The 13,179-nt window shown below is 63.5% G+C and carries 9 protein-coding genes; 8 read left to right on the top strand and 1 reads right to left on the bottom strand.

What is annotated here, in order from left to right; all coding sequences use genetic code 11:
* The first annotated feature begins 21 nt into the window (after positions 1-21).
* From AB5Y47_RS05655 to AB5Y47_RS05645, 3 genes are all read left to right on the top strand, one after another.
* Positions 22-1,659: a Wzy polymerase domain-containing protein gene (locus tag AB5Y47_RS05655; protein WP_368220000.1), complete on the top strand. Its 1,638-nt coding sequence runs from the start codon at positions 22-24 to the stop codon at positions 1,657-1,659.
* 262 nt (positions 1,660-1,921) lie between these two features.
* Positions 1,922-2,575 carry a YceH family protein gene (locus AB5Y47_RS05650; RefSeq protein WP_039040218.1) on the top strand — a complete coding sequence of 218 codons (654 nt, stop codon included), beginning with the start codon at positions 1,922-1,924 and terminating at the stop codon, positions 2,573-2,575.
* Between the two features lie 218 nt (positions 2,576-2,793).
* Positions 2,794-6,630: a DEAD/DEAH box helicase gene (locus AB5Y47_RS05645; RefSeq protein WP_368219999.1), complete on the top strand. Its 3,837-nt coding sequence runs from the start codon at positions 2,794-2,796 to the stop codon at positions 6,628-6,630.
* 78 nt (positions 6,631-6,708) lie between these two features.
* Here AB5Y47_RS05645 and AB5Y47_RS05640 read toward each other — a convergent pair whose 3' ends face one another.
* On the bottom strand, positions 6,709-7,602 hold the full coding sequence (locus AB5Y47_RS05640; protein ID WP_103261376.1) for a DNA replication terminus site-binding protein: 894 nt from the start codon (positions 7,600-7,602) through the stop codon (positions 6,709-6,711).
* A 530-nt stretch (positions 7,603-8,132) separates the two neighbouring features.
* Between AB5Y47_RS05640 and AB5Y47_RS05635 the strand changes: the two genes are divergently transcribed.
* The 5 genes from AB5Y47_RS05635 (at position 8,133) to AB5Y47_RS05615 (ending at position 13,169) form a co-directional block, all read left to right on the top strand.
* A complete protein-coding gene (locus tag AB5Y47_RS05635) occupies positions 8,133-8,342 on the top strand; it encodes a DUF1127 domain-containing protein (RefSeq protein ID WP_010675316.1) in 210 nt (69 codons plus the stop codon).
* A 269-nt stretch (positions 8,343-8,611) separates the two neighbouring features.
* Positions 8,612-9,631 (top strand): succinylglutamate desuccinylase, encoded by a 1,020-nt coding sequence (gene astE / locus AB5Y47_RS05630; RefSeq protein WP_368219998.1) that lies wholly within the window; start codon positions 8,612-8,614, stop codon positions 9,629-9,631.
* A gap of 271 nt (positions 9,632-9,902) precedes the next feature.
* Positions 9,903-10,991 carry a pyruvate dehydrogenase (acetyl-transferring) E1 component subunit alpha gene (gene pdhA, locus AB5Y47_RS05625; RefSeq protein WP_368219997.1) on the top strand — a complete coding sequence of 363 codons (1,089 nt, stop codon included), beginning with the start codon at positions 9,903-9,905 and terminating at the stop codon, positions 10,989-10,991.
* On the top strand, positions 10,988-11,974 hold the full coding sequence (locus AB5Y47_RS05620; protein WP_039040222.1) for an alpha-ketoacid dehydrogenase subunit beta: 987 nt from the start codon (positions 10,988-10,990) through the stop codon (positions 11,972-11,974). Before pdhA ends, AB5Y47_RS05620 begins: the two co-directional genes overlap by 4 nt.
* 94 nt (positions 11,975-12,068) lie before the next feature.
* On the top strand, positions 12,069-13,169 hold the full coding sequence (locus tag AB5Y47_RS05615) for a dihydrolipoamide acetyltransferase family protein (RefSeq protein WP_042864127.1): 1,101 nt from the start codon (positions 12,069-12,071) through the stop codon (positions 13,167-13,169).
* The last annotated feature ends 10 nt before the right edge of the window (positions 13,170-13,179 follow it).

Below are 13,179 nucleotides of genomic sequence, written 5' to 3'. Positions count from 1 at the left end.
TTGCTTGGCATGCATTTTTTCATGCACAACCCAGGCGGGGCAGGGCTCTATCTGCCGTTCAATGCCTGGGGCTGGATCTTCGCCAGCCTGGTGATGGCGCTGGGGCTGTGGCATGTGACCCTCAGCCAGCGACTGGTGGTCTCGCCGCTGCTGACTGCCCAGTGGCTGGGGGGCATCTTGTTGTTGCTGCCCATGGCCTATCCGGGATTCGAGCTCAAGGACTATGCCATTCCCCGGCTGCTGGGGCTGTTTGCCGGCCTGCTGTTTCTGGCAAGCCTCTATCAGTGGCGATTCGGCCGCGAGGCGCGAGACAGGCTGCTCTATCTGCTGCTGGGGGCCGTTGCCATCGAGGCGCTGCTCGGCCTGGTGCAGTATTACCTGCTGGTGCCGGGCAACTGGATTGGGTACGACACCCAGACCAACCGCCCCTATGGCATCTTCCAGCAACCCAACGTGATGGCGAGCTTCATGGCGACCGGCCTGTCACTTGCCATCTGGCTGGAACTGCGCGGTGATGCCAACCCCTGGCTCAAGGGGCTGCGTTATGGGGTGATCCTGGCCACTTCTCTGCTGTTGATGGTCCTGCAATCGCGGGTCGGGCAACTGGGCGGCGTGATGGCTCTCTTGCTGCTGTCTGCCCAGCTGGGTCGTGAGCGGCGGCTGGGCCGGATGCTCGCACTGGTGGTCCTTGGCATTCTGCTCGGGCTGGCCTCGCAATACCTGATGGCCGGAGCCAGACGAGGGCTGGAGATCTACCAGTCCGGCGGCATGCGCTCCATCTACTGGCCCTACGCCGCCAAGCTGATTGCCAAGATGCCCTGGACCGGTTGGGGCTATGGCAGCTTCGAGTCGGTGTTTCTCCATCACTACATGGCCGACAAGGCGCTGAACCCGGCCATGGTGCAGATCGAGTACAACCTGGATCACCCCCACAACGAGTTCCTCTACTGGGCGGTGGAAGGGGGTCTGGCCCCCATGCTAGGCATGGTGCTGATGGGCGGGGCCCTCCTGTGGCGTCTGAGCCGGGCGGGCTGGGTCAAGGGCGCCGCCTTGCTTGCGCTGGTGACCCCCATCTTGCTGCACACCCAGACCGAGTACCCCTTCTACCACGCCATCGCCCTGTGGTGGGCGCTGCTGCTGCTCCTGTATGCGATGGATGCGGAGGTGGAGGAGCAAGACCACGGCAACTGGCGCGACCATCTGTGCCGCCCCTGGTTGCTGCTGCGCTTCATGGCCATCGCCATTCCCCTGATCGTCATCCCCTTCATGCTGACCGCCCTGCATACCGCCTGGGTGGTGACCAAGTATGAGCGGGGCGGTTACAAGCAGCCTGCGCTCCTGCTCGACATCGTCAACCCCATGGCCTGGCTGACCCGGGTGGAGTTCGACGTGAACGCGGTGCGCCTCATGGTCGGTCTGCAGGCCAACAACCAGGCGGAGCTTGAAGCCTACCTCGACTGGGGGCAGGCCTTCGTGCGCCATACCCCGAGGGCCAACATCTACGCCAACATGGTGATCGCCCTCAATGCCCTGGGGCGCACGGCGGAGGCGGACAACCTGCGGGCAAGCGCCCTGATGCTCTATCCGGGTGAGCCTTTGCTCACCGTGTCGGCCGCAAGAAAGGTGGCCGCGACCCTGGAGCGCAAGCCCTCTTCGTGAGGGTCGTTTCAATCTGTCTACCATCACGGCCGCCTTTGCGGCCGTGATGGTTTTTGTGCCCGCCTCGTTGAAGGGGGAGGGGCTTGTTGCCAAAGAGGTTCCCGGCCATCCGTTCACCTCGCCCGTGCACCGAGGCCGTTTTGCTGTACAAGGTTGCAGCAAGGGTTTCATCGGCTCGCAAAAATGGGGTTATCTGCTGGACGGCGCAAGCGCCTTGGCTAAGATAACCGTCTTAACGTCTTGTTTGGCAAGGGAGTATGACATGGAGATAGTACTAGGCCCATTAGAGGCCCGCGTGATCGGCTGCCTGATTGAGAAAGAGATCTGCACGCCGGATCAGTACCCTCTCTCGCTCAATGCACTGGTCAATGCCTGCAACCAGAAGAGCAACCGGGAACCCGTGCTGGAGCTCGCCGAGCTGGATATTCGTGCCGTGATCGACGAGCTGATCCGCCGCCGTCTGGTGGTCAATACCGCCGGTTTCAACGCCAGGGTGCCCCGCTATCAGCATCGTTTCTGCAATACCGAGTTCGGCGAGCTGAAGTTCTCGGCCCAGGAGCTCGGCATTATCTGCGAACTCTTGCTGCGTGGCCCGCAGACCCCGGGTGAGCTGCGCTCGCGCACCAACCGGCTGTGCAGCTTTGACGATGTGACCGAAGTGGATGCCGTGCTGGCCACCCTCATCGAACGGGGGCCCTATGTGGTGAAGCTGCCCCGTGAGCCGGGCAAGCGGGAATCCCGCTACGCGCACCTGTTCAGTGGCGAGGTGGATCTGCAGGCGCTGGCCGACGCGGCGCCCGCTGGCAACCTTGTGTCACCGGCGGCAGACAGACTGGCAGCGCTCGAAGAAGAGGTCGAGCACCTCAAGGGGCAGTTGCAGGGGCTGGAAGCCCGTCTGGCCCGGCTGGAAGGCTGAGCCAACAACCTGTTTCCAGAAGGCGCTGCGGCGCCTTTTTTGATGACAGCGCCCCTCCTGCAGCCCGTTGCCCGGTGGCAGGGACGAGTGCCCTGTCAGCCCTGTCGCTCGCGTACCCATCAAAGGCGCCAGCTTTTTTGCACTATTTCGCGCTTAAGGGTCGAGCCGCCGCCGCTTTCCCGTTAAAATTCCGCCTTTGCACTTGCCCGTGAGTTCTGATGTCAGCCTTCACCCTCTCTTCAGATTGCCATGCCCTGCTGTGCGAGCTGCAATTGCAGCGCGCCGCCAGCACTCGTTACCTGCAAGACACCCTCTATGCCCCGGGCGCACCCGGGCGTGCGCTGCTCGATACCCTCGATCAGTTGCAGCAGTGGGGGCTTGTCCGTCAACGAACGGAGCAGCAGTGGAGTCTGACGGCAGAGGGAACCCTGACCCTGATCCTGGCGGTGCGTGCGGGGGAGTGCCCCATGCCGCAGTGGTCCCGCATCCCCTCGGTCACGGGCCTGGAGCGGGCACAGGAGGTGGTGCGCGAGCTCTGTCTGGGAGACGCGGGGCAGATCCCGGCCTATTACCAGAGTGCCGAACTCCTGAGCCTCCTGGATCTCCCCGATGCTCCCCGCCTGCTGGCAGGCTCCAGCCCCGCCTGGCAGGCCCTGCTGCTCGAGCACTTCGCCCTGCAGGCCCTGCTTGACGCAGAGCCTGACGAGGGCTGGCCGCTGGCAACGCTGGTCACCTCCTGCTCCCCGGCGCTCTCTGGCCAGCTCCAGGCTCGCGCCCGAGAATGGGAGTGGCTCTGCGGTTCCTTTGGGGGCGAGGTAACCACTCACTGGCCTGCACTGCAACAACTGGCGCAGCAGGGGGATGAGCAACCTCTGGCCGAGCGGCTGCTGGGGGCGCTTGGCCAGTGGCAGGGGCAAGAGGCGTCGCCCTGGCCTCGGATGTTCAGCGCCTTGCTCTGGCTCGGCTGGTTGCAACAGGCAGATCCGGTGCAGGGGAGCGAGCAGCGCAAGAAGTGGCAGCGCAGTCTGGGCCATCACTCCCCCCTGCTGGCCGATCTGCTGGGGCAGTGGGCCGGAGATCGCCACGGCCAGGCGGTCGGCCTGTTCGATACCCTGCAACTGCCGCTGGAGGAGCTCCACTGGGGTTACCTCTGGCTCGATCTCTGCGCCCTGGCGCGCCACGGCGAGCAGAGCCCCCAGGTGACCATCTTGCACAAGTGGGACCTCTCCCACGTGCTGGACGCCGAGCCCCGGCATCGCCTGATGGCCTTCTGCCAGGATCTGCTGCGACTCCTGCTTGGCCGGGAGGCCGCCCATTGGCCCCTGCGCGCGCTGCGCCCTGCTCAAGGGGAGGAAGAGGATGCCACCGAGGAGGAAGGCAAGGCCCCCGCCTCGGCAAGCTGGCTCAACTGGCTGCAGGGGTTGGGACGCTCGAGCGGGGTGCGCAAGCCCCAGGAGCGGCTGGTCTGGCTGCTCCACGCGGAGGGGCCTGAGCTTGAGTGCAAGATCCAGAAGCAGAGCACCAAGGGGGAGTGGACCGCCGGGCGAAGGGTCGATCCGGCCCTGCTTTCCACCCAGTACGCCAGCCTGCTGGACGAAGCTGACTGGGCACTGGTGCGCACCCTGCCGCGCAACATGGGCAAGCTGCCCCGGGATGCCTGGGTGCCCCTGGCAAACCATCCTCGTCTCTTCAATGCCAAGGGGCAGAAGCTGCAACTGGCCGTCAGCGCCCCCCTGCTGCAACTGGTACAGAGCGGGGAGGGCATGAGTGCCAGACTACATCCTGCTCCCGCCGCCCGCGGTGCGCACATCGTCCCTCTGGCTCAGGATTTGTGGCAGCTTATTCTGACACCGCAGGCACTGCTGGACAGATTACCGGCCCTGGAGGCCATTCCGGCATTGCCGCCGGCCGGGCTCGAGGAGCTGCAACGCACGCTGGATGCGATCCCCGATCTCCCCTGGCACAGCCAGGTGGCGGGGCTCAGGGGCAATGCCGAGCTGGCCCCCTGGCCCGGCGTTCCCTCCGTCCTGCTCGACTGGCAGGAGGGGCAGCTCGTGGTCCAGCTGGTGACCCGGGAGGGGGACCTGCCGCCCTTGCCTCTGGGCAAGGGGGAGGCCATCGTGCGCCAGGGTATCCGGGAGTATCACTACTGGCAGCGGGATCTGGCTGCCGAGAAGGACGATGCCCAGCGTCTTCGCAACCAGTTGCCCATCGGCCTGCCCGGCAACGAGTGGAAGCTGGACGGGGAGCAGGCGCTCACCCTGGTCAACGCCCTGCCGGAGCTGGTGGACGCCGGTGTGGTGGTGCACTGGCACCAGGACAGCGCCCGCCTCAAGAGCCTCGATGAGGCGGCCCTGAGCCTTCGCATCGAGCGGCGTCAGGACTGGTTCCAGGTGGAGGGGGCGCTCTCGCTGGACGAGCACCAGATCCTCGATCTTCGCCTCATCCTGCGCCAGCTGACCCCGGGCCAGCGCACGGTGCAGCTCGACGAGAAGACCAGCCTGATGCTGAGCGACAAGCTGGTGGAACGCCTCACCGTGCTCGGCGCCATGCTGGACAACGAGCAGCGCATCAACAACAAGCTGGCCTATCCGCTGGCCCGCCTGCTTTCCGTCATCACCACCGAGGGGGATGCCGCCTGGCAGAATCTCCAGCAGGAGTGGCAGCAGGAGGTGAGCTGTCCCCCCGAGCTGCTGACGGCGCTGCGGGACTATCAGAAGGAGGGGGTACGCTGGATGGCGACCCTGGCCCATCACGGCTTTGGCGCCTGTCTGGCCGATGACATGGGCCTGGGCAAGACCTTGCAGGCCCTCATCGTGCTGCGCATGCGCCAGCACCTGGGCCCGGCGCTGGTGGTGGTGCCCAAGTCAGTGGTCACCAACTGGCAGGAGGAGGTGGCCCGCTTTGCCCCCGAGCTCGAGGTGGTGGTGTTCGACCATCCCGCCGAGCGGGAGACCCTGATCCAGGGGGCCAGGGCCGGACAGATCGTCCTGGTCAACTACGGCATGCTCGGCAGTCTCTCCCAGGCGCTCAAGTCCCGCCGCTGGTCGAGCATGGTGCTGGACGAGGCACAGCAGATCAAGAATGCCGGTACCCAGCGTGCCAAGCTGCTGTTCCAGCTCGACGGGGATTTTCGCCTCGCCCTCTCCGGCACCCCCATCGAGAACCATCTGGGGGAGCTGTGGAGCCTGTTCAGCTTCATCAACCCCGGCCTGCTCGGGAGCCTCGGGGAGTTCAAGCGCCGCTTTGGCAAGGCGGTCAAGGATCCCCAGCACATGGCGATGCTGCGGGCGGTGATCAGCCCCTTCATCCTGCGCCGCCTCAAGCAACAGGTGCTGACGGAGCTGCCGGACAAGACCGAGATCATCCATCACATCAGCCTCTCCCCCGAGGAGCGTCAGCTCTACGAGGCGACCCGGCGCGAGGTGGTGCAGCAGGTGCAAAGTGCCGATGGCCGTGCCCTGATGCATGTGCTGAGCGGCCTGACCCGGCTGCGCCGACTCTGCTGCTCCCCCCAGCTGGTGATGCCGGAGTGGTCCCAGACCAGCAGCAAGCTGGACGAGGCGATGGCGCTGCTGGACGAAGCCATCGATGGTGGCCACCGGGTGCTGGTGTTCAGCCAGTTTGTCGATCTGCTGAGCCTGCTGCGCAGCCGTATCGAACAGCGGCAGTGGGACTACTGCTATCTGGATGGGGGCTGCTCGGCCAAGTCCCGTCAGGAGTCCATCCTGCGTTTTCGCCACGAAGCGGTGCCGCTCTTCCTCATCAGCCTCAAGGCGGGGGGCACGGGCCTCAACCTGACCCAGGCCGACACCGTGCTGCACCTCGATCCCTGGTGGAACCCGGCGGTGGAGGATCAGGCGAGCGATCGGGCGCACCGCATGGGCCAGACCCAGCCGGTAACCGTCTATCGCCTGGTGTGCGAGCAGACGGTGGAGGAGAAGATAGTGGCGCTGCACGACGAGAAGCGGGCACTGGCCGACGGCCTCCTGAGCGGCCAGTCCGAGGTGAAGGGGCTGGATGTGGAGAGCCTGCGGGCACTGCTGATGAGCTGACGGCGGGCTGTCGCCCGATGTGACAAGGGGAGCATCCGTGATGCTCCCCTTGTCGTTTGTGGCGGTGCCGAGCCTGCGCTACCCCTGATAGAGGTAGAGGTGCAGCCGCTCTATGATGGGGTCACCGCCAATCTTGCGATCCCGGCGTGCCTGGCGCAGCTTGGGCGGGTAGTGGCCCAGATGGGTGACGGCCGGCTGGGTATCGGAGCAGAGCAGCAGGGGAAGGCTCGCCTTGATCTGCTGCTTGCGGGGCTCCCGGTCCTGCCAGAGCAGGTTGATCATGGGGTGGGTCTTGACCGGCCTGCGGATCCGCAGGCCGGCATCCGCCGGCAGGCGGCGAATGTCGTATACCTCCTGATCCACCATCTTGCTCCACTCTTCGTTGTCAAAGAGCGCCGGTACATACCGGCGGCTGCGCTCCAGCATCTCCAGTACCTGCTCCCGGCTGAGGCGGCTGATGCTCTGCTTGTCGGCCCAGGTGAAGCCCAGCGAATGGAGATCCCCCTGAAGCCAGGTCAGCTTGCGATAGACCTGCAGGGTGATGACGCCGGGCAGGGCGCCGTGCACCAGCTCGAACTTCTCGTCCCGCCCGCCCGCCGCCTGCACCATGGCCTTGAAGGCGAGCTTGTGCGCGTTGATCTCCTCGATGACGGGTGCCAGCTCCCTGGCGCAGGCGGCAGGAAAGCGCAGCCAGCCGGGCAGACGGTGGGTCGCCTTGGTGGAGCAGCCGGGGCGGGCGCTGTGGTCCTGAAAGGCGGCGAGGGTGGCGGCCAGGGCCGCCTCGCCCGAGAGATAGCCCACCTCGATGGCCTCGATGGGCTCATGCTCTTCCCCCTGGGCCACGGCCGGGAGGGGATAGACATGAGCCTCCAGCAGGTCGAGCTGGCCCAGTTGCCGGGCAAGGCGTGCCAGCGACGCCTCCAGCAGGGCCATCTGTTGACGCAGGGCGGCGGTGGGGGTAAAGGTGTCCATCGGCAGATCCTGTGTGTGTGCCGCTCCCCTGTTCAGCATGATATTGGGGCAGTGTGGGGAGGCAGCATGATAAACCACTGTATAAATAACCATACCAGTATGATGGCAGGGTGCCAAGTGTCCGGTGCCACCCTGACGATGGGGGTGACATGGGGGCATCCGGTTCAGGTTGCCTGTTCGTAACTTTTTGTTAAATAACGATCTTGTTGCGATCTATTTGTTAACAAACCCTGGTGACCGAGAGTTTGCACCCTGCTGACTCGGCGTCGTGCCGTGCATAGCTAGCGTGGGAAAGTGCATAGTTAGAAGTGGGTGGCGCAGGAGAAAATGCTGTCAGGCTGCCAGGGGGAAATTTTCAGCATTATTTCATTTTAAAATCATATGGTTATGGTTATTGCCCTGGCGATATCAACCATTACTTTTACTAATGTCATGTATCAAAATTCGTCAATTGAGGCACCTCCCCGCCCTGACTAAGCTTTGCGCATCAAATCCGAGCCTTGCGCAGAACTAGAGAGAGGAGCCATATCATGGCCAACATGACTTATACCGAAGCCGGTTACCAGCATTCCAGCGAATCGAATCTGGTTGCTCGCGTCAAGATGACCGTCCTGACCTGGCTGGAACGCAGCCGCAGCCGTCGCCAGCTCTCCGAGCTGCCCGCCTACCTGCTCAAGGACATCGGTCTGAACGAAGCCGACCGCTATCAAGAGACCACCAAGCCGTTCTGGCGTGGTTGATCAGCCGGGCATGGATGCCTTGTTTTTCTGCTGATCCCAGGGGCATTCTGCCCACCCGTCTGCCGAAGGCATGCTGTCTTCACCTGCCGATACCCGTTCACCACTTTCCCTCTCCCGTGTTTCCCCTCGCTTGATCCTGTTGCATGAGTTGTCACTCATTTTCGCCACTTTTGTATCCTTACTGTTTGAATTTGTTTAAAAACTGATTTTAAGCCCGGTTGCCTTGCGTATAATCCGGCCATGGCATTCCAGACTAAAGGGTGAGACGGATGATTCCCCAGCATGACTTTTTGGCCCTGACGCGCCGCCATGAGTGGCAGCTCGAGCCTTTCGCCTTCAATCTGACCGACGGTACCCGGGTGAGCGTGTGGGATACCGGCGTGATCTGCCTGGAACCCGCTTCCGAGGCGGGGCAACCCGGGCACAAGGACATCGTCCTCTCCTGCGGCATCCACGGCAACGAGACCGCCCCCATCGAGATCTGCAACCAGTTGCTGACCCGGTTGCTCGCAGAGGAGCTCAAGGTTCGTCACCGGGTGCTCTTCCTCTTTGGCAACCCCGCCGCCATGAACCAGGGGGTGAGGGAGGTGGAAGAGAACATGAACCGCCTCTTCTCGGGCGCCCACAGCAAGGGGGAGGGGCTGTGCAACCGGGAGCGCATCCGCGCCATGCGTCTGGAGCAGTATGTGAGCCGCTTCTTTGCCGACTCGGCCAGGCCCCGTTACCACTACGATCTGCATACCGCCATTCGCGGCTCGCGCCACGAGAAGTTTGCCGTCTATCCCTTCCCCCACGAACGCCCCCACTGCAAGGAGCAGGTACGTTTCCTCGGTGCCTGCGGCGTGCGCACCATACTGCTCTCGAGCGGCCCGACCACCACCTTCAGCTATTACAGCTCGCACCAGCACGGCGCCCATGCCTTTACGGTGGAGCTGGGCAAGGTGCGGCCCTTCGGTGAAAACGACATGACCCGCTTCATCGAGGTGCGCCAGACATTGCAGGAGCTGGTGACCCGGGATGATGTGGCCCTCGAGCCCTGGCGAGCCGATGACTTCACGCTTTTTGCCATAGATCGGGTGATCAACAAGCAGTCGGAGCAGTTCCGCTTCCTGTTTGCCAGCGATGTGGACAATTTCACCGAATTTCCCCAGGGTTTTGTGCTGGCAGAAGATGGGGATCGGCAATACAGGGTAGAGAAACCGCGGGAGGCGGTGGTCTTCCCCAACGCCAACGTGGCCATCGGACAGCGCACCATGCTGCTGGTGGTACCCACCCGTTTGTGGGAGTGAATTGACGCCTTTTTGTCATGCTGATCCTGCGCCACGGGCGGTGGCAAGCAGCATGGCGGTGATGGGCGTGATCCCGAACTCGATATGACAGGGAGCCTGAACAGGCTCCCTTCTTTGTTTCTGCTCGCCGAAAATTCCGATTACCTTCGAAAATAAAAGAAGTTTCTACTGGTCTTACCTGGATGAATCTCGTTGCCCTCTGATTAACATGTTGTTTACATTTTAAATGTCACCTCATGGTGGTGACGCTGACAACGGCAAGGAGCCAGTTATGACCCATGTCGACATCCCCTTCCTTCGTTACCTCGATGAGGAGGGGCGCCCGGTCGCGACACTGCCGACCTGGCTGGACAAGGCGATGCTGCACACCTTCTACCGCAACATGGTGATGGTGCGCAGTTACGACAAGAAAGCGATAGCACTGCAGCGAACCGGCAAACTCGGCACCTTTCCCTCCCATCTTGGGGCGGAAGCGGTGGGGATCGGGGTCGGGCTCGCCATGCAGTCAGAGGATGTCTATGTGCCCTACTACCGGGACATGCCCACTCTCTACGTGAGGGGCGTGCCCATGGAGCAGAACCTGCAGTATTGGGGCGGCGATGAACGGGGCAGTGTCTTCTACAAGGCCGATGGCGAGTTGTCGGAAGACTTGCCCATCTGCGTTCCCATCGCCACCCAGATCACCCATGCTGCCGGCATCGCGGCTGCCTTCAAGCTGCGCAACCAGCCCAGAGTCGCCGTGGTGACCATCGGCGATGGCGGCACCTCCAAGGGAGACTTTCTCGAGGGGCTCAACTGTGCCGGTGTCTGGCATCTCCCCATGGTGATGATCATCAACAACAACCAGTGGGCCATCTCGGTGCCGCGCAAGTTGCAGTCGAGCGCGCCCACCCTGGCCCAGAAGGGTATCGGGGCCGGGGTGCGCAGCCTCCAGGTGGATGGCAATGACGTGGTGGCGGTCTATGAGGCGACCCGCGCCGCCGTCGAGCGGGCTCGCAGCGGCAAGGGGCCGACGCTCATCGAAGCCGTCAGCTACCGGCTCGGGGATCACACCACCGCCGATGATGCGACTCGCTATCGTGACGGTGCCGAGGTGGAAGCGGCCTGGGCCAAGGAACCGGTCAAGCGGCTGCGCCAGTTCATGTTTGAACGGGGCTGGTGGGATGAGCAGCAGGAACAGGCGCTGCTGGCAGAGGCGGGCCGGGAAGTGGAACGCGCCGTTGCCGCCTACGAGGCCATCACGCCCCAGGCGCCGGAGACCCTGCTCGATTACCAGTTTGCCGAGCTGCCGAAGGCCTATCTTGCCCAGCGCCAGCGCATCATCGCCAAGGGCATGCTGCAGAGCGGGGAGGGACTATGAGCGATATCACGCTGCTCGAAGCGATCAATCTGGCGTTGCACCACGAGATGGCACGCGATCCTGATGTGGTGGTACTGGGGGAGGATGTGGGGGTCAACGGCGGTGTGTTTCGCGCCACCGTGGGGCTTCGCGATAAATTCGGGTTCAAGCGGGTCATCGATACGCCGCTGGCCGAAGGACTCATCGCCGGTGTGGCGGTGGGCATGGCGACCCAGGGGCTCAAACCCGTGGCCGAATTCCAGTTCCAGGGCTTCATCTTCCCGGGCATGGAGCAGATCATCTGCCAGGCGGCACGGATGCGAAACCGGACCCGTGGCCGCATCACCTGTCCCATCGTTTACCGCTCCCCCTACGGCGCCGGCATCCATTCACCCGAGCACCACAGCGAGAGCGTCGAGGCCCTGTTTGCCCATATCCCCGGGCTGCGGGTTGTGATCCCTTCGAGCCCGAAGCGGGCTTACGGCCTGCTGCTGTCGGCCATTCGGGATCCGGATCCCGTGATGTTCTTCGAGCCGGATCGCATCTATCGCTCCATGAAGTCGGATGTGGTGGATGACGGCGTCGGCCTGCCGCTGGATGTCTGCTTCACCCTGCGTCCCGGCCGGGACATCACTGTGGTGGCCTGGGGTGCCTGCATCCAGGAAGTCATGCGTGCGGCGCACCTGCTGGCGGAGCAGGACATCCAGTGCGAGGTGCTGGATCTTGCCACCATCAAACCCCTGGACATGGAGAGCATCCTGACCTCGGTACGCAAGACCGGGAGGCTGCTGGTGGTACACGAAGCCTGTGGCAGTTTCGGGGTGGGTGCCGAAATCGTGTCCCAGGTGACCGAAGAGGCGATGACTGCCCTCAAGGCGCCGCCAAGACGCCTCACCGGCGTGGATGCCGCCGTCCCCTACTATCGCAACGAGGAGTATTACCTCATCACCGAGCAGGAGATCGCGCAGGCGGCTCGGCAACTGATGGAGAACCAGTGGCTATGACGCACGACAGGTACGGATGCGCAAGTGCCAGGGCCACAGGGCTCCATGGTGTCTGTCAATGTTTGGTGATGTCCCAGCAGAGGGAGAGCAGGTCATGAAATTTTTCAAATTGCCGGATCTGGGCGAAGGACTGGCCGAGGCCGAGATCGTCGAGTGGAAGGTGAGCGCCGGTGATACGGTGCAGGTAGATCAGGTACTGCTGTCGGTGGAGACAGCCAAGGCGCTGGTGGATGTGCCCTCACCGGTGGCCGGGGTCATCGCCAGATTGTGCGGGCAGGAGGGGGACATCCTCCACATCGGGGCACCGCTGGTGGAGTTTGAAGGGGGCGAGGATGACGGCACCGTCGTTGGCAAGGTCAGCGCCCATCAGCAGCATATCGAGGATCATTTCGTGGTGGGGGCCATGGCGCCCGGCGGCACGCTGGTGCAAGCCATGCCAGCGGTACGTCTGCTGGCGCAAAAACTGGGACTGGACATCGACAAGGTCAAGGGAACCGGCAGCGCTGGCATGGTGACCGAGCAGGATGTGCAACAGGCGTTCGAGGCCCAGCAGGAGAGCGGCAATGAATTCCTGAAAGGCTCGCGCCGGGCCATGGCCAAGGCGATGGAGCTCTCGCACCGGACTGTGGTGCCGGTGAGCATCACCGACGAAGTGGACTTGCGCCACTGGCGCCCGGATGAAGATGTGACGGTGCGCCTCATCAAGGCGATCGGCGTGGCGTGTCGGGCCGAACCCTCCATGAATGCGTGGTTTGACGGAGAGACCCTGTCGCGGCGTCTGTTCAGGGAGGTCAATGTGGCCATCGCGGTCGACTCCAAGCATGGGCTCTATGTGCCCGTGATGGAAAACGTGGCAGAGCGGGACCAGGCTGACATACGGCAGGGGCTGGATCGGATGATCGCCGATGTGAAGGCCCGTGCCGTGCCGCGGGAAATGCTGCAGGGGGCAACCATCACCCTCACCAACTTTGGCGCCATCGCTGGCCGTTACGCCAGCCCCATCGTCACACCACCCCAGGTGGCCATCATAGGAGCGGGCAAGTTGTTCGAGAAGGTGGTGTTCATCCACGGCGAGGCGCGCCCGGTGCGTGCACTTCCCCTGTCGATGACGTTTGACCACAGAGCCTGCACCGGTGGAGAGGCGGCTCGCTTCCTCAAAGCCCTGGTTCAGGCACTGGAGTCGGCACAGGTCTAAACCGCTGTAC

This window comes from Aeromonas sp. R7-2 (assembly GCF_040908105.1).
GTDB lineage: Bacteria > Pseudomonadota > Gammaproteobacteria > Enterobacterales > Aeromonadaceae > Aeromonas > Aeromonas caviae.
This window is presented reverse-complemented; position numbering and strand designations above follow the sequence as displayed.